The 25308-nt window shown below is 73.4% G+C and carries 23 protein-coding genes and 1 pseudogene; 15 read left to right on the plus strand and 9 right to left on the minus strand.

The annotated features are described in order from the left end of the window. Window positions 1-23: 23 nt before the first annotated feature. Window positions 24-866, plus strand: a complete 843-nt coding sequence (locus AVL62_RS01320; RefSeq protein ID WP_058889881.1) for a hypothetical protein — start codon at window positions 24-26, stop codon at window positions 864-866. A 7-nt stretch (window positions 867-873) separates the two neighbouring features. On the opposite strand, the gene AVL62_RS01325 is transcribed toward AVL62_RS01320, so the two are convergent. From AVL62_RS01325 to AVL62_RS01355, 7 genes are all read right to left on the minus strand, one after another. After that, entirely contained in the window at window positions 874-2175 is a 1302-nt protein-coding gene (locus AVL62_RS01325; RefSeq protein WP_058889882.1) for a citrate synthase, read from the minus strand. A gap of 40 nt (window positions 2176-2215) precedes the next feature. After that, on the minus strand, window positions 2216-2542 hold the full coding sequence (fdxA, locus tag AVL62_RS01330) for a ferredoxin (protein WP_058889883.1): 327 nt from the start codon (window positions 2540-2542) through the stop codon (window positions 2216-2218). 73 nt (window positions 2543-2615) lie between these two features. Then, complete coding sequence (locus tag AVL62_RS01335; RefSeq protein WP_058889884.1) at window positions 2616-4430, minus strand: VanW family protein; 1815 nt, start codon at window positions 4428-4430, stop codon at window positions 2616-2618. Window positions 4431-4487: 57 nt separating this feature from the next. Continuing rightward, window positions 4488-5009: a flavin reductase family protein gene (locus AVL62_RS01340; RefSeq protein ID WP_058889885.1), complete on the minus strand. Its 522-nt coding sequence runs from the start codon at window positions 5007-5009 to the stop codon at window positions 4488-4490. Continuing rightward, window positions 5006-5914 carry an N-acetyl-1-D-myo-inositol-2-amino-2-deoxy-alpha-D-glucopyranoside deacetylase gene (mshB, locus tag AVL62_RS01345; RefSeq protein WP_083518578.1) on the minus strand — a complete coding sequence of 303 codons (909 nt, stop codon included), beginning with the start codon at window positions 5912-5914 and terminating at the stop codon, window positions 5006-5008. The genes AVL62_RS01340 and mshB overlap by 4 nt, the downstream gene beginning before the upstream one ends. Before the next feature lie 3 nt (window positions 5915-5917). Next, entirely contained in the window at window positions 5918-7840 is a 1923-nt protein-coding gene (typA, locus tag AVL62_RS01350) for a translational GTPase TypA (RefSeq protein ID WP_058889886.1), read from the minus strand. Window positions 7841-7877: 37 nt separating this feature from the next. Continuing rightward, on the minus strand, window positions 7878-8300 hold the full coding sequence (locus AVL62_RS01355) for an NUDIX domain-containing protein (protein WP_058889887.1): 423 nt from the start codon (window positions 8298-8300) through the stop codon (window positions 7878-7880). A gap of 154 nt (window positions 8301-8454) precedes the next feature. Here AVL62_RS01355 and AVL62_RS01360 point away from each other — a divergent pair, with 154 nt between their 5' ends. The 9 genes and pseudogenes from AVL62_RS01360 to AVL62_RS18020 all read left to right on the plus strand — a co-directional run bounded on the left by AVL62_RS01360 (window position 8455) and on the right by AVL62_RS18020 (window position 16918). Next, window positions 8455-10146, plus strand: coding sequence for an ABC transporter substrate-binding protein (locus tag AVL62_RS01360; RefSeq protein ID WP_058889888.1), 1692 nt, complete (start codon window positions 8455-8457; stop codon window positions 10144-10146). A gap of 119 nt (window positions 10147-10265) precedes the next feature. Further along, window positions 10266-11276, plus strand: a complete 1011-nt coding sequence (locus AVL62_RS01365) for an ABC transporter permease (RefSeq protein ID WP_058889953.1) — start codon at window positions 10266-10268, stop codon at window positions 11274-11276. A 10-nt stretch (window positions 11277-11286) separates the two neighbouring features. Beyond that, on the plus strand, window positions 11287-12228 hold the full coding sequence (locus AVL62_RS01370; RefSeq protein WP_058889889.1) for an ABC transporter permease: 942 nt from the start codon (window positions 11287-11289) through the stop codon (window positions 12226-12228). A 12-nt stretch (window positions 12229-12240) separates the two neighbouring features. Beyond that, window positions 12241-13320 (plus strand): ABC transporter ATP-binding protein, encoded by a 1080-nt coding sequence (locus tag AVL62_RS01375; protein ID WP_058889890.1) that lies wholly within the window; start codon window positions 12241-12243, stop codon window positions 13318-13320. Next, window positions 13317-14492, plus strand: coding sequence for an ABC transporter ATP-binding protein (locus tag AVL62_RS01380; RefSeq protein ID WP_058889891.1), 1176 nt, complete (start codon window positions 13317-13319; stop codon window positions 14490-14492). Before AVL62_RS01375 ends, AVL62_RS01380 begins: the two co-directional genes overlap by 4 nt. A gap of 34 nt (window positions 14493-14526) precedes the next feature. Continuing rightward, window positions 14527-15240, plus strand: a complete 714-nt coding sequence (locus AVL62_RS01385; protein ID WP_058889892.1) for a type 1 glutamine amidotransferase — start codon at window positions 14527-14529, stop codon at window positions 15238-15240. A 347-nt stretch (window positions 15241-15587) separates the two neighbouring features. Beyond that, window positions 15588-15779: pseudogene (locus AVL62_RS17675) on the plus strand (cation:proton antiporter); the annotation flags it as partial. Between the two features lie 374 nt (window positions 15780-16153). Further along, window positions 16154-16753: an NAD-binding protein gene (locus AVL62_RS17680; protein ID WP_235585450.1), complete on the plus strand. Its 600-nt coding sequence runs from the start codon at window positions 16154-16156 to the stop codon at window positions 16751-16753. Window positions 16754-16786: 33 nt separating this feature from the next. Then, window positions 16787-16918 carry a hypothetical protein gene (locus AVL62_RS18020; protein WP_268793621.1) on the plus strand — a complete coding sequence of 44 codons (132 nt, stop codon included), beginning with the start codon at window positions 16787-16789 and terminating at the stop codon, window positions 16916-16918. A 24-nt stretch (window positions 16919-16942) separates the two neighbouring features. Here AVL62_RS18020 and AVL62_RS01395 read toward each other — a convergent pair whose 3' ends face one another. Further along, window positions 16943-17836 (minus strand): universal stress protein, encoded by an 894-nt coding sequence (locus AVL62_RS01395; RefSeq protein WP_161937815.1) that lies wholly within the window; start codon window positions 17834-17836, stop codon window positions 16943-16945. 285 nt (window positions 17837-18121) lie between these two features. On the opposite strand from AVL62_RS01395, the gene AVL62_RS01400 reads away from it, so the two are divergent. Together AVL62_RS01400 and AVL62_RS01405 are read left to right on the plus strand one after the other, a co-directional pair. Continuing rightward, complete coding sequence (locus AVL62_RS01400; protein ID WP_058889894.1) at window positions 18122-20341, plus strand: NADP-dependent isocitrate dehydrogenase; 2220 nt, start codon at window positions 18122-18124, stop codon at window positions 20339-20341. Then, window positions 20334-21581, plus strand: a complete 1248-nt coding sequence (locus AVL62_RS01405; protein ID WP_058889895.1) for an MFS transporter — start codon at window positions 20334-20336, stop codon at window positions 21579-21581. Before AVL62_RS01400 ends, AVL62_RS01405 begins: the two co-directional genes overlap by 8 nt. A 40-nt stretch (window positions 21582-21621) precedes the next feature. Here the strand turns inward: AVL62_RS01405 and AVL62_RS01410 are convergent, their stop codons facing one another. Next, a complete protein-coding gene (locus AVL62_RS01410) occupies window positions 21622-22134 on the minus strand; it encodes a mycothiol transferase (protein ID WP_058889896.1) in 513 nt (170 codons plus the stop codon). Window positions 22135-22252: 118 nt separating this feature from the next. Here AVL62_RS01410 and AVL62_RS01415 point away from each other — a divergent pair, with 118 nt between their 5' ends. The 3 genes from AVL62_RS01415 to AVL62_RS01425 are packed head-to-tail and all read left to right on the plus strand — an operon-like array spanning window position 22253 to window position 25247. Beyond that, on the plus strand, window positions 22253-23452 hold the full coding sequence (locus AVL62_RS01415; protein WP_058889897.1) for a glycosyltransferase: 1200 nt from the start codon (window positions 22253-22255) through the stop codon (window positions 23450-23452). Continuing rightward, the gene (locus AVL62_RS01420; protein WP_235585451.1) at window positions 23449-24162 is read left to right on the plus strand and encodes a TVP38/TMEM64 family protein; all 714 of its coding nucleotides are present in this window, start codon (window positions 23449-23451) and stop codon (window positions 24160-24162) included. The genes AVL62_RS01415 and AVL62_RS01420 overlap by 4 nt, the downstream gene beginning before the upstream one ends. Continuing rightward, complete coding sequence (locus AVL62_RS01425; protein WP_058889899.1) at window positions 24159-25247, plus strand: glycosyltransferase family 4 protein; 1089 nt, start codon at window positions 24159-24161, stop codon at window positions 25245-25247. The genes AVL62_RS01420 and AVL62_RS01425 overlap by 4 nt, the downstream gene beginning before the upstream one ends. The last annotated feature ends 61 nt before the right edge of the window (window positions 25248-25308 follow it).

A 25308-nucleotide genomic window follows, 5' to 3' on the forward strand; every position in this document is an offset into this window, starting at 1 on the left:
AGGAGGACTCCTAGACTGGACCGGTGCCCCGCTCCACCGTCAGCCGCCTCCTCGTGCCCGCGCTCGTCGTCGGCCTGACGGCCACCGGGGCGGTGCTGGGGACCCGGTGGGCGGCGGCCGAGCTGGCCCCCGCGCGGTGCACCTTCAGCGCCGCCGACCGCGAGGTGCGGCTCACCCCCGAGCAGGCGGCGAACGCCGCGACGATCGCCGCCGTGGCCGTCCGGCGGGGGCTGCCGCCACGGGCCGCCACCATCGCCCTGGCCACGGCCATCCAGGAGAGCAAGCTGCGCAACCTGCGGTACGGCGACGCCGACAGCCAGGGCCTGTTCCAGCAGCGCCCCAGCCAGGGCTGGGGCACCGTGGAGCAGGTCACCGACCCCGTCTACGCCAGCGACGCCTTCTACGACGCGCTCGTCGAGGTGCGGGGGTGGGACGAGGGGGTCGTCACGGAGGTGGCGCAGGAGGTCCAGCGCAGCGCCTTCCCGGACGCGTACGCCGACCACGAGTGGGAAGGACGCGTCCTCGCCTCGGTGCTCACCGGCCAGGAGGGGGCGGGCACCGCCCTCGACTGCCGGCTGGGGGGCCGGGCGGGCACCGGCTCGGCCCAGGAGGTCGCCGACAAGGCCGCCGCCCAGCTCGGGCTGACCGGCCGGCCGGACGGGCGGCTGGTGCTGCTCGAGGCCGGGGACCCCGCCCGGGCGTGGGCCGCGGCGACCTGGGCGGTCAGCCACGCGCAGGCCGAAGAGATCGTCCGGGTCCAGGTGCAGGGGCGGGTGTGGGACCGCGCGTCCGGCACGTGGTCCGACGCCGACGACGACGGGGCGGCGAACGGGTCGCCGACCACCGTCGTCGTCGAGGTGGGCTGAGCGGCGGTCAGCCGCGCTGGTCCACCGGGGAGTAGTCGCGCGCGCCCTCGCCCACGTAGACCTGCCGCGGGCGGCCGATCTTCGTGGCCGGGTCGTTGATCATCTCGCGGTACTGCGCGATCCAGCCGGGCAGGCGCCCGATCGCGAAGAGCACGGTGAACATGTCCGTGGGGAAGCCCATGGACTCGTAGATGAGACCGGTGTAGAAGTCGACGTTCGGGTAGAGCTTGCGCTCCACGAAGTAGTCGTCCTCGAGGGCCTTCTGCTCCAGCTCCATCGCGAGCTCCAGCAGCGGGTTGCTGCCCGCCTTGGCCAGCATCTCGTGCGCGGTCTCCTTGACGATGGCCGCGCGAGGGTCGTAGTTCTTGTAGACCCGGTGGCCGAAGCCCATGAGCTTGACCCCGTCCTCCTTGTCCTTGACCTTGCGGACGAACTCGGAGACGTCACCGCCGTCGGCCTTGATCTGGTCCAGCATCGCGAGGACGGCGCTGTTGGCGCCGCCGTGCAGCGGACCGGACAGGGCGTGGATGCCGGCGGAGATGGCGTTGTAGAGGTTGGCCTCCGAGGAGCCCACCAGCCGGACGGTCGAGGTGGAGCAGTTCTGCTCGTGGTCGGCGTGCAGGATGAACAGCTGGTCCAGGGCCCGTGCCACGAGCGGGTCCAGCTCGTAGCGCTCGGTCGGCTGCCCGAAGGTCATCCAGAGGAAGTTCTCGACGAGGTTGTAGTCGTTGTTGGGGTAGAGGATCGACTGCCCCTGGCTCTTGCGGAAGGCGTAGGCCGCGATGGTCGGCAGCTTGGCCATGATCCGGACCGTGGAGATCTCCACCGCCTCCGGGTCGTGCGGGTCCAGGCTGTCCTGGTAGAAGGTGCCCATCGCCGAGACCCCGGAGGAGAGCACGGACATGGGGTGGGCGTCCCGGGGGAAGCCGTCGAAGAAGTTCTTCATGTCCTCGACGAGCAGGGTGTGCCGCCGCAGGCGCTGGTCGAACTCCTCCAGCTCGGAGGCGGAGGGCAGCTGGCCGTAGATGAGCAGGTAGCTGGTCTCCAGGAAGGTGGAGTGCTCCGCCAGCTGCTCGATCGGGTAGCCGCGGTAGCGCAGGATGCCCTCGCCGCCGTCGATGTAGGTGATCTCCGACTGGCAGGAGGCGGTGTTGACGAAGCCCACGTCGAGGGTCACGTCACCCGTCGTCTTGAGCAGCGAGCTGATGTCGAGCCCGTTGTTGCCCTCGGCAGCCGGCACGACCGGCAGGGACAGCTCGTGGCCGGCGTGCGTCAGCGTGGCCGGGGTCGTGCTGGTGGTGTCGGTCATGAGGTCCTCCTGGTCGGGGTGGGCCGGTGGGGGGTGCGCGTCACTCGTCGTGGGACTGCGGGGGCAGCACCGCGACGACGGGGTGGTCCTTGGCGATGACGCCCATCTTGGCCGCCCCTCCGGGGCTCCCGAGGTCGTCGAAGAACTCGACGTTGGCCTTGTAGTAGTCCGCCCACTCCTCGGGGACGTCGTCCTCGTAGTAGATCGCCTCGACCGGGCAGACCGGCTCGCACGCACCACAGTCCACGCACTCGTCGGGGTGGATGTAGAGGGAGCGTTCCCCCTCGTAGATGCAGTCGACCGGGCACTCCTCGATGCAGGCCTTGTCCTTCAGGTCCACGCAGGGCTGGGCGATCACGTACGTCATGGGCACAGACTACGGCGTCCCAGGCCAGGACCGCCTCACGGGGTCCTCGGCCCGCACGGCGCGCCGCTCGGGCTCACCGGCCCCCCGCGCGTGGGTTGGTGCACACGATCTCGTCGGCCGCGGCGTAGGTCGTGGTGAAGTCGTCGCGGGCGACCTCGTCGCCGCCCTGGAGCAGGATCCGGATGTTGCGGATGGTGAAGCCCTCGGAGGGTGCCTGGTCGACGCAGTCCTCGCTGTCGTCCTCGCGCCGCTCGCCCCGGGTGACGTCGCGGCGCTCGCCGTCCACGGTGCGGACGGTGTACTGCTTGTCGCCGAGGAGGACCATGTGGATCTCGTCCCCGGTGATCCAGGCGCGCACGACCACCGGGGTGTCGGTGTCGTTGGTCCACAGGTTGTCGATCCAGGGCAGGGCGAGGGTCGCCTCGCGCCCGGCCGGGTAGCGCGGGATGTAGAACGAGTGGGTGGTGTGGGCGTCGAGCTGGACGCCCGCGAACCACGAGGCGTTGAACACCACGGTGGAGATCTGCGACAGGCCGCCGCCGAGACCCATGACCAGCTCCCCGTCGACGATGACGGGCGCCTCGGCATACCCGGCCTCCTCGCTGACCTCCCCGAGGGCGGCACCGAGGCTGAACTGCTCCCCCGGCATGACGACCGTGCCGTTGACGTTCGCGACCCCGGTGCGCAGGTTGGCCGTGCGCGCCTCGTAGTCCGGACCGCTGGGGAAGACCGAGACGAAGGAGGACATCTGGGAGAAGGACCACTCGCGCGCGACGGCGTTGGTGATCTGCGGCCGGACGGTGTCGACGTCCGCCGCGACGGTCCGGCCCTCCCCGGTCTCGGTCAGCGCCGCCTCGACGGCGTCGACGAGGCCCTCCTCGACGAGCGCGTAGCCGACCTGGCCGCCGACCACCTCGACCGAGGACCCCGCCAGGCGGACCGTCGCGTCGCGCGGGCCGCGCTCGAGCCGACCGAGGTCCTGCCGGACCCGGTCGAGCGTGGCCTCGGCGTCGATGCCCAGCGCGAGGGCGCCGTCCGACTGCTCGACGGTGAGCAGCTGCAGCAGGTCCCGGCGCGCGAGCTCCGCGCGGGCCTCCTCCTCCTGCTCACCCTCGCCCCGGGTCGCCTCCACCACCACGGGCGCCGCCAGCGCCGGGTCCAGGACCTCCTGGGTGAACCGCTCGATCTCCGCGGCGGTGAGCTCGGGGCGCTGGGTCGAGGCGACGCCGGCCACCTCGCGGTCCGGGCCCTGCTCCTCGTCCCAGACCTGGCCGACCCAGGCCTGCTGCAGCTCCTCGACGGTCTCCTCGACCTCCAGCGTGCGTCCGGGCTGCGCCTCGGTGACCTCCACCCCGTCCGGCGTGAGCCCGACCTCCCCGTCGACCGGGTCGGTGTCGTAGTCGGCGGCCAGGCGGGTGACCTCCGCCCGCAGCGCCTCCTCGTCCACACCTCCGTAGAGCGGCAGGTCGCGGTCGGCGCCGGCGACGTGGTCCCACAGCCGAGCCGGGTGGAACGACAGTCCGGTCACCCCCCGCAGGGTCCGGTCCAGGTCCAGGGACAGCCCGGCGTCCGCCGGGACCACCTCGACCCGCTCGGCCTCCTCCGGTGCCGCCCCGTCGGGGGTCAGCGTCAGCACGAGCGGCTCGGTGGTGCGGTCGCCGAACTCGCGGGTCAGCTCGGCCCTGGCCTCCTGGTCGGTGAGCGACCCGATGTCGACCCCTGCCACGCTGACGCCGGCCGGCGGGCGGTCCTGGAAGTAGAGCGCGGCCCCGACGTAGACCGCCGCGAGCACGAGCAGGGCCGCGGTCAGACGGCCCACCACGGACCACCAGCCGCGGCCGTCACCCTCCTCGCGGAGGGTCCCTGGTCGATCGGTGGCGTCAGCCATCTGCGCTCCGTCCCTGTCGTCCCGTCCCGGTCGTGGCGGGGGCGCAGCACGCCGTGGTCACCGCAGCTCTCCCAGCCGACCACGGTAGTGCACGAGGGCGGGACGGTCGGTCGGCCTCGCCTCCAGGGCGACGACCTCGCCGAGCGCGAGGACGTGGTCACCGGCCTCCCGCAGGTCGACGGTCCGGCACTCGAAGCTCGCGAGGGCGTCGTCGACGACCGCCATGCCGCTGGCGGCGCCGCGGTGGTGCGGCACGCGGCCCAGCTGGTCGTGCAGCGGCCGGCCGGTCTCCCCGAGCCACTCCGCCGTGCCCCGCTGGGCGGCGGTGAGCACGCTGACCGCGAAGTCCGCCCCCGCCTCGAGCCCCTCGAGCACGCGCGCCTCCGGGTGCAGGCTGACGAGGAGCAGCACGGGCTCGAGGGAGACGCTGGTCAGCGAGTCCACGGTCAGGGCGACGTCGTGGCCGCGCACCTGGGACGTCACCACCGCGACCCCGCTGGCGAACCGGCTCATCGCCAGGCGGTAGGTCGCGGCGTCGACGGACCCGGGGGTGGGCGGCGCCGGCTCCTGCGCGCTCATGCCGGGGGCTCCCCCTGCGCCCGGATGAGCGCCTCCCGGGACGCCGGCCACACGGCATACCCCTCGCGACCGGGGAGCCGGGCGGCGACGTCGTTGGACAGGGTGTACCAGCCCTCGTGGAGGGTCACCTGGGTGGGGTGCTCGGCGAGCGCCGCCCGCTGGCGCGGCAGCGCACCCTCGTCCACGACCGCGTGCGTGACGAGGTCGTCGGCCACGACGCCCGGAGGGAAGGGGTCGTCGGGGTCGGGCACCCGCGCCGTGCCGCCCGCGGGGCTGCGCACCCCGCCCGGGACGTGCGCGCGCAGCCAGCGCCGGTCCTCCTGGGCCCACGAGGCCGGGACGAGCGCCACGTAGAGCGCAGGTGCGGCACCGGTGACCTCCTCCCCGAGCAGCTCCACCGCCCGGGCGGTGACCCGGTGGGTCTGGACGTGGTCGGGGTGCCCGTAACCGCCCCAGGGGTCGTAGGTCAGCACGACGTCGGCCCGCAGCGGCTGCAGCAGGTCGGCGAGGGCGCGGGCGGCCTCGCCGACGTCCGCGCCCGCGAAGGCCCGCGGGTGCGCGGCGGCGGACGAGCCGGCCATGCCGCTGTCCCGCCACCGGGGCCGGGTGCCGCCGAGGAGGTGGTGCGTGACCCCCAGCCGGCCCATCGCGCGGTCCAGCTCGCCCCGACGGTGCTCGGCGAGCGCCGGGCCGTCCCCCTCCAGCGCGGCGAGCGAGGGGGTGATGACCTCACCCTCCTCACCCAGCGTGCAGGTGACGACGTGGACGTCGTCGCCGGCCTCGACGTGGTGCGCCAGCGCCAACCCGGTGGCGAGCGTCTCGTCGTCGGGGTGGGCGTGCACCGCCACCAGCCGCAGCGGCCTGCCGGGGGGCAGTCCGTCGCGCAGGTCCGGGCGCACCGGCACGGCTCAGCCCTTGGAGCGGGCCGCCTTGGCCCGCTGGTTGGCGTCGAGGATCACCTTGCGCACGCGGACCGCCTCGGGGGTCACCTCCACGCACTCGTCCTCGCGGCAGAACTCCAGCGACTGCTCGAGCGAGAGCACCCGTGGGGGGACGAGTCGCTCGAGGACGTCGGCGCCCGCGGAGCGCACGTTGGTGAGCTTGCGCTCCTTGGTGATGTTGACGTCCATGTCGTCGGCCCGGGAGTTCTCGCCGACGATCATGCCCTCGTAGACCTCGGTCGTCGGCTCCAGGAACATCGTGCCGCGCTCCTGGAGGTTGAACATGGCGTAGGTGGTGGCCACCCCGGCCCGGTCGGACACCAGCGAGCCGGACTGCCGGGTGCGGATCTCGCCGAACCAGGGGGCGTAGCCGTCGAACACGTGGTGGGCGATGCCGGTGCCGCGGGTCTCGGTGAGGAACTCGGTGCGGAAGCCGATGAGCCCGCGGGAGGGCACGACGTACTCCATCCGGATCCAGCCGGTGCCGTGGTTGGTCATCTGCTCCATCCGGCCCTTGCGGGCGGCCATGAGCTGGGTGATCGTGCCGAGGTGCTCCTCGGGGGTGTCGATGGTGAGCCGCTCCACCGGCTCGTGGAGCTTCCCGTCTACCTCCCGGGTGACCACCTGCGGCTTGCCGACGGTCAGCTCGTAGCCCTCGCGGCGCATCTGCTCGACGAGGATCGCCAGCGCCAGCTCGCCACGCCCCTGGACCTCCCAGGCGTCCGGCCGCTCGGTGGGCAGCACCCGGAGGGAGACGTTGCCCACGAGCTCCTTGTCCAGCCGGTCCTTGACGAGGCGGGCGGTGACCTTGCCCCCCTTGACCCGGCCGGCCAGCGGGCTGGTGTTGGTGCCGATGGTCATGGAGATGGCCGGCTCGTCGACGGTGATGAGCGGCAGCGGCACCGGGTCGGCCGCGTCGGCGAGGGTCTCGCCGATGGTGATGTCGGGGATGCCGGCGATCGCCATGATGTCCCCCGGGCCGGCCTGCTCGGCCGGCTTGCGCTCCAGGGCCTCGGTGAGCAGGAGCTCGGTGATCTTCACCGAGGTGACCGAGCCGTCGCGCCGGCACCAGGCGACCTGCTGCCCCTTGCGGATCTCGCCCTCGTGCACGCGGCACAGCGCGAGCCGGCCGAGGAACGGGCTGGAGTCGAGGTTGGTCACGTGCGCCTGCAGCGGCGCGCCCGGGGTGAAGGTCGGGGCGGGCACCGTCTCGAGGATGGTCGCGAACAGCGGCTCCAGGTCGGGGCTGTCCGGCAGCCCGCCGTCGACCGGCGCCTCCAGGCTGGCGCGGCCGGCCTTGGCCGAGGCGTAGACGACCGGGAAGTCGAGCGCCAGCTCCACCTGGGCCGGGTCGTGCTCGTCCAGCAGGTCCATGAAGAGGGCGTAGACCTCGTCGACGACCTCGCTGATGCGGCTGTCCGGTCGGTCCACCTTGTTGATGCAGAGCACGACGGGCAGGTGCGCGGCGAGGGCCTTGCGCAGGACGAAGCGCGTCTGCGGCAGCGGCCCCTCGGAGGCGTCGACCAGGAGCACGACGCCGTCCACCATCGACAGGCCGCGCTCGACCTCACCACCGAAGTCGGCGTGGCCCGGCGTGTCGATGATGTTGATCGTCATGCCGCCCTCGGGGGCCGAGGCACCGGTGTAGCGGATGGCCGTGTTCTTGGCCAGGATCGTGATGCCCTTCTCCCGCTCGAGGTCCCCGGAGTCCATCACCCGGTCCGGACCCTCACCCCCGCGCTGCTGCTGGTCGGCGAAGGCTCCGCCCTGCGTGAGCATCGCGTCGACCAGGGTCGTCTTGCCGTGGTCGACGTGCGCCACGATGGCGACGTTGCGGATGTCGGCGCGCACTCCTGCGGGCAGGGCGGGGTCACGGTCAGCGAGGGGCATACCTCCAGTGTCTCACCCCGGGGACCCCGGACCGACCTCACACCAGCGGGGTAGGTCCGTGGTGCAGCAGCGGCACGAGGTGGCGCACGACCGGCACGTCGTGCTCGAGCCAGGGCAGGCCCAGCAGCTCCTCCGGGCCCAGCCACCGCAGCTCGCCGTGGTCCTGCAGCGGACGGGGAGGGGGCTGACCGGGCTCGGGCACCGCCCACCACAGGCGCATGGACCACGGGTGCGCCAGCGGCCAGTCGTCCCCGACCCTGCCCCCCAGGAGCACCCGCACGCCGAGCTCCTCGCGCGCCTCCCGTACCGCGGCCGCCGAGGGCTCCTCCCCCCGCTCGACCTTGCCGCCGGGGAACTCCCAACCCCCCGCCAGCGCCGCGGGGGCGCTGCGGCACCCGGCCAGCACCCGCGTCGGTCGCGCCAACGAGTCGCAGAGGGCCACGGCGGCGACGAGCTGCATCGGCTCATCCTCCCAGCCCGCCGGGCTTGCCGCAGGGGCAGGTCACGGTCCCGTCACGAACGGCCCGTCACCCTTGGCAACCGGCCCCCGGTGTGGTGAGGTCACCCCCTATACCGGGCTATCCGCGTCCGGTCATGACGCTGTAGGAGGAACGATGAAGAACCGCAGGGTCGCGATCGCCGCGACCAGCGCAGCTCTGGCCCTCGTGCTGAGCTCGTGCGCCGAGTCCGAGCGCGACGACAGCTCCGGTGAGGGCGACGGCGCCTCCGGGTCCGAGGAGGCCGGTGGCGCAGAGGGCTCGGACGCCACCTTCGTGTTCGGTGCCGCCGGTGCCCCCACCACCTTCGACCCCTTCTACGCCAGCGACGGGGAGACCTTCCGCGTCACCCGGCAGATCTTCCAGAACCTCGTGGGCATCGAGCCCGGGGGCACCGAGTTCGTGCCGGAGCTCGCGACCGAGTGGGAGTCCTCGGAGGACGGTCTGACCTGGACCTTCCAGCTCCAGGACGGCGTGACCTTCCACGACGGCGAGCCCTTCGACGCCGAGGCGGTCTGCTACAACTTCGAGCGCTGGGCCGACCAGAACGAGGCCGGCCAGAACCCGTCGGCCGCGTACTACTACGGCAACGACTTCGGCTTCGGCGAGGACTCGCTCTACGAGAGCTGCACCGCCACCGACGAGATGACCGCCGAGGTCGTGCTCACCCGGGCCACCGGCAAGTTCCCCGGCGTCCTCTCGCAGAGCTCCTACGGCATCTCCTCCCCCGCCGCCCTCGAGGAGTACGACGCGAACGGCATCGAGGTGCAGGGCGAGGGGTTCACCTTCCCCGAGTACGCCACGGACCACCCGACCGGGACCGGACCGTTCGTGTTCGACTCCTTCGACGGCACCAGCAACGTCACCCTGACCCGCAACGACGACTTCTGGGGCGAGCAGGCCGGGGTGCAGGAGATCATCTTCCGCATCATCAGCGACGAGACCGCGCGCCGCCAGGAGCTGGAGTCCGGCACCATCAACGGCTACGACCTGCCGAACCCGGTGGACTGGGCCGGGCTGGAGGAGGCCGGCAACCAGGTCCTCATCCGCGACCCCTTCAACATCCTCTACCTCGCGCTCAACCCGGTGGCCGACCCGCAGCTGGAGGACCCGCTGATCCGACGGGCGCTCTACCACGCCATCAACCGGGAGGAGCTGGTGGCCAGCCAGCTTCCCGACGGCGCCGAGGTGGCCACGCAGTTCATCCCGCCGACGGTGGCCGGCTACAACGAGTCGATCGAGCCCTACGCCTACGACCCCGAGGCGGCGCAGGACCTGCTCGAGGAGGCCGGTGCGTCCGACCTCACCATCGACCTGTGGTACCCCACCGAGGTGACCCGCCCCTACATGCCGAACCCGCAGGCCATCTACGACGCGGTCGCCGCGGACTGGGAGGCGGTCGGGGTGACCATCAACCCCGTCGCCCGCCCCTGGGCCGGTGGCTACATCGACGGCACGCAGCAGAGCCAGGCACCCGCCTTCTTCCTGGGCTGGACCGGCGACCTGAACTCGGCGGACAACTTCCTGTGCGCCTTCTTCTGCGGTGAGGACAACCAGTTCGGCACCGGTGCGCTCCCCTTCCAGGACGAGCTCCAGGAGGGCCTGCGCGCCGGGGACGCCGAGCCCGACGAGGACGCCCGCACGGCGCTCTACGAGGAGCTCAACGCGCAGATCATGTCCGAGGAGTGGCTGCCCGGCCTGCCGCTGAGCCACTCCCCGCCGGCCATCGTGGTCGGTCCGAACGTCGAGGGGCTCGTGCCCAGCCCCCTGACGGCCGAGGACTTCTCCACCATCACCCTCAGCGAGTGATCCCGCGGTGGCAGGACGGGAGACCGTCCTGCCACCGACGATGACGACGGGCCGACCTCCCCGGTCGGTCCGTCGTCATGGTCCCTGTTCCGCACCCCTGCTGGGCCGAGGAGTCCGCCGTGCTGAAGTTCGTCATCCGCCGTGTCCTGCAGATGGGGCTCGCGCTGTTCATGCTGAGCCTGCTGCTCTTCGCCTGGCTCCGCGCCCTGCCCGGCGGCCCGGTCAGCGCGCTGCTCGGTGAGCGGGGCTCCCCCGAGGCCGCCGCCGACCTGCGCCGCCAGCTGGGCCTGGACCAGCCGTTGCCGGTGCAGTACGTCCGCTTCGTCCAGCGGGCGCTGGAGGGTGACTTCGGCATCTCCACCGGCGTGTTCCGCGGGCAGCCGGCGATCGACATCTTCCTGACCCGGTTGCCGGCGACCGTCGAGCTCAGCATCTTCGCCCTGGCCATCGCCCTCACCCTCGCGATCCCCCTGGGCTACATCGCCGCCCGCCGACGGGGCGGTGTCCTGGACACGGGCCTGGTCATCAGCTCGCTCGTCGGGGTGGCGGTCCCCGTGTTCTTCCTCGCCTTCGTCCTCAAGTACCTCTTCGCCGTGCGGTGGGGCCTGCTGCCCCCGTCCGGCTACCAGACCGCCGGCATCGACGCCACGAGGGTGACCGGGTTCGCCGTGCTGGACGGCATCCTCACCCGGGAGTGGGACGCGTCCTGGGACGCGTTCCGGCACCTGCTGCTGCCGGCGATCGCGCTGTCCTCGATCCCCTTCGCGGTGATCTTCCGCATCACCCGGGCCTCCGTGCTCGACGTCATGGACGAGGACTACGTCCGCACGGCCCGGGCCAAGGGTCTGCGCGCCCCGGTCATCCGGGTGCGGCACATCATGCGCAACGCCCTCATCCCCGTCATCACCATCATCGGGCTGCAGGTCGGTGCCCTGCTGGCCGGGGCCGTGCTCACCGAGAAGGTCTTCGCCTTCCCCGGGATCGGACAGGCCCTGGCCCTCGGGTTCGAGACCCGCGACTACCCCGTGCTGCAGGTCCTCATCATGATGGCCGCGATCATCTACATCGTCGTCAACCTGCTGGTCGACATCGCCTATGCCCTGATCGACCCGCGCGTGCGGACCAAGTGAGGACGCGGACATGACTTCCTACGGTGACACCAAGAAGGCGCGGATCGACTCCCTCGCCGAGGCCGGGGCGCTCAGCGACGAGGAGGGCGTCAGCCTCTGGCGCTCGGCGTGGCTGCGGCTGCGCAAGGACCCGGTCTTCCTCATCGGTGCCGCGATCGTGACGGCCTTCGTCCTGCTCGCGATCATCGCCCCCTGGATCGCCCCCCACGACCCCGCCGCGAGGCTGCTCATCGGTGAGGTGAGCCGGCAGTCCAACCCGGTGCCCGAGCCCCGGCCCGGCTTCCCCCTCGGCGCCGACGACCGGGGCCGCGACCTGCTCTCCCGCCTCATCGTGGGATCCCGGCAGACCCTCATCGTCGGTGTCCTGGCGACGCTGGGCGGTCTCCTCGGCGGACTGACCCTCGGCATCCTCGCCGGGGGCATCGGCGGATGGGTCGACGCGGCCGTCATGCGGGTGGTCGACGTCATGCTCTCCATCCCCTCGCTCCTGCTGGCCTTCTCGCTCGCCGCCATCCTCGAGCCGTCGCAGTGGAGCGTCATCGCCGCCATCGCCGTCATCCAGGTGCCGATCTTCGCGCGGCTGCTGCGGGGTTCGATGCTCAGCCAGCGGCACAGCGACCACGTGCTCGCCGCGCGGGCCCTCGGGGTGCGACCCATCCCCATCGTCTTCCGGCACATGCTGCCCAACGCCATCGGCCCGGTCATCGTCCAGGCCACCCTGGTCCTGGCCGTCGCGATCATCGACGCCGCCGCCCTGTCCTTCCTCGGCCTGGGCAACCCCGACGACACCCGGCCCGAGTGGGGCCAGATGCTGGGCGCCGCCCAGCCGTACTTCAACAGCTACCCGCACCTGGCCTTCTACCCGGCGATCTGCATCGTCACCGTGGCACTGGGCTTCACCCTCATGGGCGAGTCCCTGCGCGAGGCCCTCGACCCCAAGTCCCGTCGCTGAGGAGCCCGGCCGATGACCCAGACTTCCCTGACCCACCCCTCCGGCCCCGCCGGCGGAGGGAGCCCGCTGCTCGCGGTGAACGACCTGACCGTGACCTTCGGCAAGGGCGCCAAGGCCTTCACCGCGGTCGACCGGGTGAGCTTCGAGGTGCACCCCGGACAGACCGTCGGCCTCGTCGGCGAGTCCGGCTGCGGCAAGTCGGTGACCTCGCTGGCGATCATGGGGCTGCTCCCCGCCCGGGGCAACACCGTCAGCGGCGAGGTGCTCTTCGACGGCGAGGACCTGCTGCGGCTGCGCCAGGACCAGCTCCGCGACCGACGGGGGCGGGACCTGGCGATGATCTTCCAGGACCCGCTGTCCTCGCTCAACCCGGTGGTCCCGCTCGGCGTCCAGGTGGCCGAGGTGCTGCAGCGGCACCGCGGGATGGGTCGCACCGCCGCGCAGAAGCAGGCGACCGTGCTGCTGGAGAAGGTCGGGATCCCGGACCCGACCCGGCGGCTGCGGGAGTACCCGCACCAGCTCTCCGGCGGGATGCGCCAGCGCGCCCTCATCGCCATGGCGCTCGCCTGCGAGCCCCGGCTGCTCATCGCCGACGAGCCCACGACCGCCCTCGACGTCACCATCCAGGCGCAGATCCTCGCGCTGCTGCGCGAGCTCGTCACCGAGTCGGGCACCGCCCTCATCATGATCACCCACGACCTGGGCGTCGTGGCCGGCCTGTGCGACCAGGTCAACGTCCTCTACGGCGGCAAGGTCGTGGAGCGGGCCGAGCGGCACGACCTGTTCGCCCGGCCGCGTCACCCCTACACCGGAGGGCTGCTCGCGTCCATCCCCCGGCTCACCGAGGAGCGGGGGCGCCGGCTCGACCCGGTGCCGGGCTCGGTCGCCGACAACATCCCGTGGGAGGGCGGGTGCGCCTTCGCGCCCCGCTGCTCCTCGGAGGTGGCGGCGTGCCGGTCCACCACGCCGGAGCTGGTCACCGACGAGGACGGGCCCGGCGAGGGCCGGTTGCTGCGCTGCCACCATCCCCTGGAGGAGAACCCGTTGGACGACGACCGCGCGCCCGAGCAGCACGAGGAGCACCAGCCGTGAGCACCCCCGCCGGGACGGCCGCCCCGCAGCCCACCGAGACCGAGCCGGACCTCCTCGTCGACGTGCGCGGCCTCAAGGTGCACTTCCCGATCAAGAAGGGCATCGTCTTCGACCGGACCGTCGGTCACGTCTACGCGGTGGACGGCATGGACGTGCAGATCCGGCGCGGCGAGACCTACGGTCTCGTCGGGGAGTCCGGGTGCGGCAAGTCCACCTTCGGCCGGGCGCTGCTGCAGCTCGAGCCGATCACCGCCGGCGAGGTCCACGTGGACGGCATCGACCTGTCCAGCCTCAAGGGCGAGAAGCTGCGCACCCACCGCCGGCACATGCAGATGGTCTTCCAGGACCCGCTGGGCAGCCTGGACCCGCGGCAGACGGTGGAGCAGCTGCTGCTGGAGGGTATGCGGGCGCACGGCATGGCCACGGACGCCAAGGCCGCGCGGAAGCGGCTCTCCGAGCTGCTCACCGCCGTGGGCCTGCCGACGGCGGCGCTGTCGAAGTACCCCCACGAGTTCTCCGGCGGGCAGCGACAGCGCGTCGGTATCGCCCGCGCGCTGTCGGTGGACCCGCAGCTCATCATCGCCGACGAGCCGGTGAGCGCCCTCGACGTCTCCGTCCAGGCCCAGGTCATCAACCTGCTCGGCGACCTGCAGGAGGAGTTCGGCCTCACCTACCTCGTCATCGCCCACGACCTCGCCGTCGTCCGCCACATCAGCGACCGCATCGGGGTCATGTACCTCGGGTCGCTGGTCGAGGAGGCGGACGCCGAGGACCTCTACGACACGCCGCTGCACCCCTACACCCGGGCCCTGCTGTCCGCGGTCCCCGTCCCCGACCCCACGGTCGAGGACACCCGCGAGCAGATCCTGCTGACCGGCGACCTCCCCTCGCCGGCCAACCCGCCCACGGGCTGCCGCTTCCACACCCGCTGCCCCTGGCGGCAGGAGACGCGCTGCGACGAGGAGCGCCCCCAGCTGCGGGTGGTGGAGATCGACGGCGTGCCTCCGAGCCACCGGGTGGCCTGCCACTGGGCCGAGCAGATCGCCAGCGGTGAGCTGCAGCCGCATACCGTGGACCCGGTCGAGGACGACGAACCGTACTGGTCCGGGACCGACGAGGAGGCGGACGGCACCGAGGCCGCCTCCCGGGACCTGCCCGGCTCCAGCGGGTGACGCACCGGCCCCGCAGGGGGTCTAGCCTGTGCCCATGACGCCACGGGCGCTGGTCGTGCAGCACGAAGAGAAGGCCCCCGCGGGCCTGCTGGCCCCGTGGTTGGAGCAGGCCGGGCTGGAGTGCGACGTCCTGCCCGCCCACGAGGGGTATGCCGTCCCGGCCGACCTCGGCGACCACGCCGCCCTGGTGGTGCTCGGGGGGTCGATGGACGCCTGGGACGACGAGGCGTACCGCTGGTTGCTGCCGACCCGGGCCCTCATCGCCGGCACCGTGTCGGCGGGCCGCCCCTTCCTCGGCGTCTGCCTCGGGCACCAGCTGGCCGCGCTGGCCCTGGGCGGCGCGGTGGGCCGTCAGCCCGGCGGCCGGACGACGGGGTTGCGGCCGTGGCGACCCACGCCCGAGGGCCTCGCCGACCCGTTCACCAGCGCGCTGCCCGCCGGCACCGAGGTGCTGCACTACAACTCGGACGCGGTCACCGGGCTGCCGCCGGGCGCGACGCCGCTCGCCCACGACGCCGAGGGCACCGTCCAGGCGGCCCGCTACGGCCCCCTCGCCTGGGGGGTGCAGTTCCACCCCGAGGTGGACGACGCCCTCGTCCAGGGCTGGGTGACCGGCCGGCGGCCCGAGGCCGAGACCGGCGCGGTGCGCGAGCTCCGGGAGCGGCAGGCCGAGCTGCACCCCGCGTGGGCCGCGCTCATCCACCGCTTCGCGCTGCTCGCCACCACGCCGCAGGCGCAACCGGCCTGAGGGCCGGGCGCCGGGGCCTGCCCCGGCCGGCGCCGGGCGGGCCCCGGCAGGGCCGTGGGAGACGGTGGCCCACCGCCGCGGCCCACGCGAGGAGCCAGCCATGAACGACGCCGCGATCTTCATCGCCGCGACCTTCGCCGCGGGCCTGCTCGCCACCACGCTGCGCCTCCCGGCCCTGCTCGGCTTCCTGCTGGCCGGTTTCGGGCTCAACTGGCTGGGGGTCGAGGAGCTGCCCTACCTCGACTTCCTGGCCGACCTCGGCGTGACCCTGCTGCTGTTCGGCATCGGCCTCAAGCTCAACGTCCGCAGCCTGCTCTCCCGGGATGTGGGCCACCACCGTGGGACACATGGCCCTCTCGGTCGCCGTCGGCACCGGCTTCCTGTGGGTGGTGGCGCTGCTCGGGTACCCGCTCCTGCAGGGCCTGGACCTGCAGACCCTCGCCCTCGTCGGCTTCGCCCTCTCCTTCTCCTCCACGGTCTTCGTCGTCAAGGTGCTCGAGGAGCACTCCGAGCTGCAGTCCTTCTACGGCCGCGTGGCCATCGGCATCCTGGTCCTGCAGGACCTCGCCGCGGTCGTCTTCATGACGGTCTCCGGCGGTCGGATCCCCAGCATCTGGGCGATCCCGGTCGTGCTGGCGCTGGTCCCGACGGCGTGGCTCGGGCGATGGCTGTGGAGCCACATCCCGCACGGCGAGATGCAGGCGCTCTTCGGTCTGGCCATGGCCCTGGGCCCCGGCTACGCCGCCTTCGACGCCGTGGGGGCTCAAGGGCGACCTGGGGGCCCTGGTCATCGGCATGCTGCTGGCCGGCCACCAGCGACCTGTCGCACACGCTCTTCCTCCTCAAGGACCTGCTGCTCATCGGGTTCTTCATCTCCATCGGCTTCATCGGCACCCCCACCCCCTCCTCCGCCGTGCTCGGCCTGCTCCTCCTGCTGCTCCTGCCCGCCCAGATCGCGCTCTACGTCTTCCTCCTCGACCGGCACAAGCTGCGCCGACGCACCTCGGTCAAGGCCGGCGTCCTGCTGGGCAACTACTCCGAGTTCGGTCTCATCGTCACCTCGGTGGCGGTGGCCAGCGCCATGCTCGACGAGGAGTGGCTGGTGGTGATGTCGGTCGCCGTCGCGGCCAGCTTCGTGGCCGCCGCCCTCGTCAACGAGAAGTCGGACGCGATCCTGCGCTGGGCGCGCCAGGTCATGCCCATGCACCCCCCGACCGACGTGCACCCGCACGAGCTGCCGATCTCCTTCGGCGACGCGCGGGCGGTGGTCATGGGGATGGGCCGGATCGGCCGGAGCGCCTACGCCGAGCTCTCCGAGGTCTACGGGCTCGCGGTGCTCGGGGTGGAGAACCTCCCGAACCGCGTCGCCCGGCTGCGCGAGCAGGGCCTGACCGTGGTGGAGGCCGACGCCGCGGACGGCGACTTCTGGAGCCGGCTGGAGTCCACCCGCCAGGTGGACATCGTCGTGCTCGCCATGCCCTTCCACGGCGCCAACCGGATCGCGCTGGAGTAGCTCACGGCCAGCGATTACGACGGGGTCATCGCGGTGGTCGCGCAGTACGACGACGAGGTGGGCGACCTGGAGGCCCGTGGCGCGGACGTCGTCGTCAACCTCTACGAGGGCGCCGGGGCCACCATCGCCGAGCGTGCCGCCGAGGCCACGACCGGGGGCCTCTGACGCCGGCCCTCCCGACCGCCCGGCTCAGGAGGCGCGCGAGACGACGACCGGGCAGGGCGCGGCCCGCATGAGGCGCTGGCTCACCGAGCCGAGCAGGCGTCCGCGGACCGCTCCGCGGCCCCGGCTCCCGACGACGAGGGCGTCCCACGCCCGCGCCGCGTCCAGCAGGGTCGGCACCACCGGGCCCCGCCGCACCTCCCAGTCCACCGGCACCTGCGGGTAGGCCTCGACCGCCGGCTGCAGCGCCCGCACCAGGGCCTCGGCGTGGCGCCGCTCGACGGCCGCCCACTCCGGGCTGTCCGGCTCGGTCACGACATACCCGTCGACGACCTCGAGGAACCACGTGCTGAGGGCGGTGACGGCCGCTCCTGTCAGGTCGGCGAGCGCCAGCGCGGCACGGGCCGCCCGGGCGCTGTCCCGGCTGCCGTCGATCCCCAGGCCGATCTGGCCGTGGGTCAGCGCGTCGACGTCGACGCCGGGGTTCACCACGGCCACCGGGCGGTGCGCGTGGGCCGCGACCCCGAGCGAGGTGCTGCCGAGCAGGAACTCCTCCACCGCGCTCTTGCGGCCGGTCCCCACCACGAGCAGCGCGGCGGAGTCCTGGTGCGCCAGGAGCGCCGCCACCGGCGAGCCGCGCGAGGTGTCGAGCCGTGCCTCGACCCCGAGGCGCTCGCCCAGGGCCGTGACGTGCGCACGCAGGTCCGCGACCGTCTCCTCCTCGGCCTCCAGCACCGCGGTCACGGCCACGGCCTCGCCGCCGGCCATCCGCGCCGCGAGGGCCTCCGGCTCGCTGGCGTGGACGACCACGAGGCCTGCCCCGGTCCTCGCGGCGGTGCGGGCCGCCCACTCGAGGGCGACGTCCCCCTCCCCCGTCCCCGCCGCACCGACCACGATCGGGTGCTCCAGCCGAGTCGTCACCGACACCACCTCCATGGCCTCCGGGAAGAGTGCCCTCAGCCTACCGCCCGGGTCCCCCGGTCCGCCCGTGGACAAGACCGGCGCGTCCTGGCGGTGGCGCGCCAGCACGGGGTATGACGATCCGCCACCCTCCGAGATCCGCCCCACCGTCCCCCGGGACGACGACGAGCCGCCCTGGTGGCGCGGACCAGCACCCGTAGACTCTGGTCCGCACGCCCCGACGCCACCGACCAGCACCCGTAGACTCTGGTCCGCACGCCCCGACGCCACCGACCAGGGAGAGGCATGTCCACGATCATCTACACCCGCACCGACGAGGCACCGCTGCTGGCGACCTACTCGCTCAAGCCGATCATCGAGGCCTTCGCCGGCGCCGCGGGGATCGACGTGGAGACCCGGGACATCTCCCTCGCCGGGCGCATCCTGGCGCAGTTCGCCGACCGCCTCGACGACGACCAGCGGGTGGGTGACGCGCTCGCCGAGCTCGGCGAGCTGGCGACCACGCCGGACGCCAACATCATCAAGCTGCCCAACATCTCCGCCTCCGTGCCGCAGCTCAAGGCGGCGATCGCCGAGCTGCAGGAGCAGGGCTACGACCTCCCGGACTACCCGGAGAGCCCGGACAGCGACGAGGAGCGCGACGCCCGCGCCCGCTACGACAAGGTCAAGGGGTCGGCGGTCAACCCGGTCCTGCGCGAGGGCAACTCCGACCGGCGCGCCCCCGAGGCGGTCAAGAGCTACGCGCGCGCCTACCCCCACTCGATGGGTGAGTGGGACGCCGACTCCCGCACCCGGGTCGCCACGATGGACGCCGGCGACTTCCGGCACAACGAGGACTCGGTCGTCGTCGAGACCGACGACACCCTGACCATCCGCCACGTCGCCGCCGACGGCACCACCACCGTGCTCAAGGAGTCGGTCCCGGTGCTGGCCGGGGAGGTCGTCGACGCCACCTTCATGTCGGCGCGCGCCCTCGAGGACTTCCTCGCGGCGACGGTCGACGAGGCGGCCCAGGACGACGTGCTGTGGTCGCTTCACCTCAAGGCGACCATGATGAAGGTCTCGGACCCCATCGTCTTCGGGCACGCCGTCAAGGTCTTCTTCGCCGACGTCTTCGAGCGGTATGGCCAGCAGCTCGCCGCCGCGGGCCTGTCGCCCAACGACGGGCTGGGCGGGATCCTCTCCGGGCTCGACGCCCTCGGTGAGCAGGCTCCCGAGGTCCGGACCGCCGTGGAGGAGCGCCTGGCGCAGCTCCCGCGGCTGTCGATGGTCAACTCCCGCAAGGGCATCACCAACCTGCACGTGCCGAGCGACGTCATCATCGACGCGTCCATGCCGGCGATGATCCGCAACGGCGGCCAGCTGTGGGGGCCCTCGGACGAGACCGCCGACACGCTCGCCGTCATCCCGGACTCCTCCTACGCCGGCGTCTACCAGGCGGTCATCGAGGACTGCAAGGCCAACGGCGCCTTCGACCCCACGACCATGGGCTCGGTGCCGAACGTCGGGCTCATGGCCAAGAAGGCCGAGGAGTACGGCTCGCACGACAAGACCTTCGAGGTCGCCGCGGACGGCGCCGTCGAGGTCGTCACCGCCGGGGGCGACGTGCTCCTGCGCCACGAGGTCGCGGCCGGCGACATCTGGCGCGCCTGCCAGACCAAGGACGAGCCGATCCGCGACTGGGTCCGGCTCGCCGTGGCCCGCGCCCGGGCGACCGGCGACCCCGCGGTCTTCTGGCTGGACGAGGAGCGGGCGCACGACCGCAACCTCATCGCCAAGGTGGAGGCCTACCTCGCCGAGGAGGACACCGACGGGCTGGACCTGCGGGTCCTCTCCCCGGTCGAGGCCACCCGGCTGTCGGTGGAGCGCATCCGCGAGGGCGAGAACACCATCTCGGTGACCGGCAACGTGCTGCGCGACTACAACACCGACCTCTTCCCCATCCTCGAGGTCGGCACCAGCGCGAAGATGCTCTCGGTGGTGCCGCTGATGAACGGCGGTGGCCTCTTCGAGACCGGCGCCGGTGGGTCGGCCCCCAAGCACGTCCAGCAGCTGGCGGAGGAGAACTACCTGCGCTGGGACAGCCTCGGCGAGTTCCTGGCGCTGGCCGAGTCGCTGCGCCACCTGGCCGACCGCGACGGCAACGAGACGGCGCGGGTCCTCGGCGACGCGCTCGACGCCGCCACCGGACGGGTGCTCACCGAGGGCCGCTCCCCGGCCCGGGCGCTCGGGCAGATCGACAACCGGGGCAGCCACTTCTACCTCGCGCTCTACTGGGCGCAGGCGCTGGCCGAGCAGACCGAGGACCCCGCGCTCGCCGAGCGGTTCGCCCCGGTCGCGGCGGAGCTGACCGAGAAGGAGCAGCAGATCACCGACGAGCTCGTCGCGGTGCAGGGCAGCCCGGTCGACCTGGGCGGCTACTACCACCCGGACGACGCCAAGGCGTTCGCCGCGATGCGTCCCTCGGAGACCTTCAACGCCGTGATCGACGCCCTGCGTGACTGAGGAGGGGCGCGGCGTCGCCGGCTCACCCGCCGCGCGGCGCGCCGCCCCCGTCGGGCTGCTCACGCTGCTCGCGGTGGCCCTGGTCTCGGTCAACCTGCGCCCCGGAGCCACCTCGATCGGACCGGTCCTCGCCGAGCTCGAGGCCGGGATCGGTGTCAGCCCGGCCGTCGCCGGGGTGCTCACCGCGCTGCCCGGCCTCTGCTTCGGCCTGCTCGGCATGGCCGCCGTGCCGTTGTCGCGCCGGTGGGGGCTCACCGGCACCATCTGCCTGGGGTTGGGGCTCGTCGTGGCGGGACTGGGCCTGCGGGTCCTGACCGGCTCGACCGTCCCCTTCGTCGTCCTGTCGGCGGTGGCGCTCGGCGGCATGGCCGTCGGCAACGTGCTCGTCCCCGCCTGGATCAAGCGTCAGCCGGGCGCGGGCGTGCGCCTCATGACGATCTACAGCACCGGTCTCACCGTCGGCGGGGCGTCGGGAGCCGCCCTCTCGGCGCCCGTCGCGGCCGCGGGACCGGGGTGGCGCGGCGCCCTGGGCGTGTGGGCCGGGGTCGCCCTCACCGCCCTGGTGGCCTGGCTCCTCGTGGCGCGCCGCGAGCGTGGGTCCCTGGCCCCCACGGGCCGGGGCGTCGCCACGGGTCGGCTGGTCCGGTCCCCGACGGCGGTGGCCCTCACCGTGCTGTTCGGCATGCAGTCGATGAACGCCTACGTCCAGTTCGGCTGGCTCCCGCAGATCTACCGCGACGCGGGGCTGTCCGCGACCTCGGCCGGCCTGCTCACCGGGTCGTTGACCGCGACCGGCATCCTCGGCGGGCTGCTCATGCCGACGGTCATCCACCGCTCCCGCACCCTGGCCCCGTGGATGGTGGCCTTCGGGGTGCTCGCGGTCCTGGGCTACGCCGGCCTCCTGGTCGCCCCGGCGGCCCTGCCGTGGCTGTGGGTGGCGCTGCTGGGCCTGTCCGGGTGGGCCTTCCCGACGGTCATCGCCCTGCTCACCGCCCGGAGCCGTCGCCCCGAGGTCACCGCCGGGTTGTCCGGGTTCGTGCAGCCGGTGGGCTACCTCTGCGCCGCGGCCGGGCCCTTCCTCGTGGGGCTGCTCCACTCCTGGACCGGGGACTGGCAGCTGGTCCTCGTCCTGCTGGCGCTCAGCGGCGTGCCGCTGGCCGTGGCGGGGGTCCGCGCCTCACGCCCGGTCTACGTCGACGACGAGCTCGACCCCCCGGGCGTGCGCAGCGCCGCCGTCTGAGCCCCGACCGGTGCGGCGGCCTGCGGCGACCCGCCGGTCGTCAGCCCCGGCGCCGGGCCAGACCGGCGACGTACTCCGCCTGGCCCAGGTGCTTCAGCGCGTCCTCGAGCACGGAGCAGACCCGCACCCCCACCGTCACCGGGGGGTCCCAGGTGTCGTCGACCACCCGGTCCAGGTCCGCGGCGTCCCACCCCTCGACGAGGCGCCGGGTCGAGGCGTGGACGGCACCGGCATACCCGAGGAGGAGCCCGGTGTCGCAGAGCTCGAACCGTCCGACCTCGGCGGCGTCCTGCCCGTAGCCCATGGCGTCCGGCGGGTAGGGCAGGTCGAAGCGCTCCCGCCAGCCCTGGGCCCACTCCTCCTCCCGGCCGGCGAGCCGGGCGAGCTGGGCGTCCTGCTGCCGCAGCAGGTGCCACAGGAGCCACCCGACCGGGTTCGCCTCGGCGTCGGGCCGCCAGCGCAGCTGCTCGGCCCCCAGTCCCTCGAGCACGGCACCCACGCCCTCCTCCACGCGGGAGAAGCCGTCGACGAGCAGGTCCTGGAAGGCGTCCATGAGGGCACCGTAGCCCCCGGGGCGGTTCCGCAGGCTCCCGGGGAGTGGGGGTAGCCCCCGGCCGCCCAGGTGGTCCGCACCCTGGCCGCCGGTCGGCCCGGGCGGCCACGATGACGGTATGCGCGTCCACCCCTCCGCCCACCCGCACCCGCCGCCCGGGCGGCGCCGGGTCCTGCTGCTCACCGACTCCTACCGGCCCACCGTGAACGGTGTCGTGAGCTCGGTCGACGAGCTGCGCCAGGGGTTGCTCGAGGCCGGTCACGAGGTCCGCGTCCTGACGGTCGGACCGACCCGGCGCACCACCTTCGACGGCCAGGTCTACCGGTTGCCCTCCCTGGACGCGAGCCACGTCTACCCGCACGCCCGCCTGGGCCGGCCGGTCGACGGCCCCCTGCTGGCCGACCTGGTCCGGTGGCGCCCGGAGGTGCTGCACTCGCACACCGAGTTCGTCGCGTTCTGGTGGGCCCGGCGCCTCGCGCACCGGGTGGCGGTCCCCCACGTGCACACCTACCACACGCTCTACGCCGACTACACCCACTACTTCTGCCCGCACGAGCGGCTCGGTCGGTCGCTGTGCGCCGCCTTCGCGCGGCACACCCTCGACCGGACCGACCTCGTCATCGCCCCCACCGAGAAGATCCGTCGGCTGCTGCAGGGGTATGCCGTCCGCCCGCCGGTCGAGGTCGTGCCCACCGGCGTCGACCTGGCGCGGTTCGCCCCGGGCGCGGGCTCGCCGGAGCTCCGCTCGGCGCTCGGCCTGGAGCCGGGCGTGCCGGTCGTGCTCAGCCTGGGGCGCCTGGCCGCCGAGAAGAACCTCGCCGAGGTCGTCGACCTGCTGGCCCGCGTGCCCGACCCGTGGCAGCTGGTGGTCGCCGGCGACGGCCCGGAGGCGGGAGCGCTGCACCGGCAGGTGGGGCGGCTCGGCCTCGGCGACCGCGTGCGCTTCGTCGGGGCCGTCGAGCCGTCCCGGGTCCCCGAGCTCTACCGGCTCGCCGACGTCTTCGTCTCGGCCTCCCGCACCGAGACCCAGGGGCTGACCGTCCTCGAGGCCCTGGCCACCGGGGTGCCGGTGGTGTGCCGCGACGACGCCGCGGTGGACGGCGTCGTGGTGGCGGGCCGCAACGGGGAGCGCTACACCACCCCCGAGGAGTTCACCCGGGCGATGACCCGCCTGCTGCGGGACCCGGACCTGCGCCGCCGGTGGGGCCGCGAGGCTGTCCGGACCGCGACCGGCCTCGGCCGGGACGGCTTCGTGGCCGCGGTCTGCTCCGCCTACGACCGGGCCGCGGGCCGGGACAGCACGACGGTGGCCGCGTGAGCACCGGGCTGGCCGTGGCGCGAGACCCTGCGGACCGGGTGGCGCGTTGCCCGGGGCCTGCTGCCCGCGCGGTGGACGGCCCGCCCCGCCGGGGGGACGCGACGGCCGGGGCGGCCCGGGCGCGGGTCTGGCTGCGCCGGGCCCGGGGGGCCGTGGCCCTGGGCTGGCTGGCGCTGGCCTCCGCCGTGCTCTGGGGCGTGGGGTCGGGCGCCCTCACCTCGGTCGCCGAGCTGCGCGAGCTGCTCTCGGGCCTCGGGGTCCTCGCCCCCGTCGTCTACACGCTGGTCGGAGCCGCCGAGGCGGTCTTCCCGGTCGTCCCAGGCTCGGTGACGGTCATCGCCGGGCCCGTGCTCTTCGGGCCGGTCGTCGGCCTGGCCGCGGCGTACTGCGCGACCTGCCTGGGCTCGGCGGCGGTGTTCGCCCTGTCCCGGTACCTCGGCCAGGACCTGCTCGCCGCACGCTTCCGGGCCGGGACCGTGCGCCGGTGGCTGGGCCGACTGCAGGACCGCCGCTTCACCCGGTGGTTCGCCCTCGGGATCGCGCTGCCCCTCGCACCGGACGACCTGCTGTGCTGCCTGGCCGGGCTGTCCCGGATGCGGTGGCGCACCTTCGTCCTGCTCGTCCTGCTGCTCAAGCCGTGGGCGCTCGTGCTCTACACCGTCGGGGTGCTCACCGTGCTGGACCGGTGGGTCCCGGGGCTGACCGGATGACCGAGGTACCGACGGGCCCGACGGCGCCGCTCGTGGTCAACATGGCAAGCGAGAGCGACATCAGCGTGCAGGGCCACGGCGTGCACTCGGCCTACGTCGAGATGGCGCGGGCCCTGGAGCGGCGCGACGACGTGGAGGTGGTCCGGGGCGTCTACGGCCGCCGGGTGGACTGCGACGTCTACCACCTGCACACCGTGGGCTGGGCGGTGTGGCCCAAGCTGCTCGACCCGCGGGCGCCCACGGTGGTGTCGGCCCACGTCGTCCCGGACTCGCTCGTGGGCTCGCTGCGGTGGGCACGGGCGTGGCGGCCCCTGGCCCGGTGGTACCTGCGGTGGTTCTATGGCCGCGCGGACCGGGTCCTGGCCGTCTCCGAGGCCGTCGCACGGACCCTCGAGCACGAGCTGGGCGTGCCGGCCGAGCGCGTCGAGACCCTGCCCAACACCGTCGACACCACGGCCTTCGTCACCGACCGGACCGCCCGGGCCCTGGAGCGCCGACGCCTGGGCGTGGACCCCGGCGCCTTCATGGTGCTCGGCGTCGGACAGGTGCAGCCGCGCAAGCGGGTCGACGTCTTCGTCCGGCTGGCGCGAGAGCACCCCGACGTCCGGTCCGTGTGGGTGGGGGGCATCCCGTTCGGGCGACTCGGGGCGCAGCCCGCCGCGATGCAGCGGTTGATGCAGGACGCCCCGGGGAACCTGCACTTCACCGGGGCCCTCCCCCGGGAGGAGGTGACGGCATACCTGCGGGCGGCCGACGTCTTCTGCCTGCCCGCCGAGCAGGAGAACCACCCGGTGTGCGTCCTCGAGGCCGCGGCCGCGGGCCTGCCGCTCGTCGTCCGTGACCTGCGGGAGTACGACGACACCTTCGGTGCCGACGTGCTGCGCTGCGACGAGGACGGCTTCGGCGCCGCCCTCACCTCGCTGCGCACCGACCCGGCCAGGTCTGCGGCCGAACACCGGGGCGCGGCCCGGATCGCCGCCCGCTCCGGCAGCGCCTCCGCGGCCGAGCGCCTCGCCGGCCTCTACCGCGAGCTCGCCGGCCCCGGCCCGGCGGCACCGACCGACGCCCGTGCGCACGGGGGCTGACCGGGCGCAGATTGCTCCTGGGCAGCGAGCCGGTTACCGTCAGGTGTCTCGTGAGTGGCCT

The sequence above is a fragment of the Serinicoccus chungangensis genome (genome assembly GCF_001483745.1).
GTDB classification, from domain to species: Bacteria; Actinomycetota; Actinomycetes; order Actinomycetales; family Dermatophilaceae; genus Ornithinicoccus; species Ornithinicoccus chungangensis_A.

Bases quoted from the DNA above. Each gene is read 5' to 3' on its own strand.
- AVL62_RS01385 (WP_058889892.1), top strand. From the start codon at position 14,527: ATGACGCCACGGGCGCTGGTCGTGCAGCACGAAGAGAAGGCCCCCGCG.
- AVL62_RS01410 (WP_058889896.1), bottom strand. From the start codon at position 22,134: ATGGACGCCTTCCAGGACCTGCTCGTCGACGGCTTCTCCCGCGTGGAG.
- AVL62_RS01340 (WP_058889885.1), bottom strand. From the start codon at position 5,009: ATGAGCGCGCAGGAGCCGGCGCCGCCCACCCCCGGGTCCGTCGACGCC.
- AVL62_RS01360 (WP_058889888.1), top strand. From the start codon at position 8,455: ATGAAGAACCGCAGGGTCGCGATCGCCGCGACCAGCGCAGCTCTGGCC.
- AVL62_RS01415 (WP_058889897.1), top strand. From the start codon at position 22,253: ATGCGCGTCCACCCCTCCGCCCACCCGCACCCGCCGCCCGGGCGGCGC.
- AVL62_RS01355 (WP_058889887.1), bottom strand. From the start codon at position 8,300: ATGCAGCTCGTCGCCGCCGTGGCCCTCTGCGACTCGTTGGCGCGACCG.
- AVL62_RS01400 (WP_058889894.1), top strand. From the start codon at position 18,122: ATGTCCACGATCATCTACACCCGCACCGACGAGGCACCGCTGCTGGCG.
- fdxA (WP_058889883.1), bottom strand. From the start codon at position 2,542: ATGACGTACGTGATCGCCCAGCCCTGCGTGGACCTGAAGGACAAGGCC.
- typA (WP_058889886.1), bottom strand. From the start codon at position 7,840: ATGCCCCTCGCTGACCGTGACCCCGCCCTGCCCGCAGGAGTGCGCGCC.
- AVL62_RS01335 (WP_058889884.1), bottom strand. From the start codon at position 4,430: ATGGCTGACGCCACCGATCGACCAGGGACCCTCCGCGAGGAGGGTGAC.
- AVL62_RS01375 (WP_058889890.1), top strand. From the start codon at position 12,241: ATGACCCAGACTTCCCTGACCCACCCCTCCGGCCCCGCCGGCGGAGGG.
- AVL62_RS01325 (WP_058889882.1), bottom strand. From the start codon at position 2,175: ATGACCGACACCACCAGCACGACCCCGGCCACGCTGACGCACGCCGGC.
- AVL62_RS01370 (WP_058889889.1), top strand. From the start codon at position 11,287: ATGACTTCCTACGGTGACACCAAGAAGGCGCGGATCGACTCCCTCGCC.
- AVL62_RS01425 (WP_058889899.1), top strand. From the start codon at position 24,159: ATGACCGAGGTACCGACGGGCCCGACGGCGCCGCTCGTGGTCAACATG.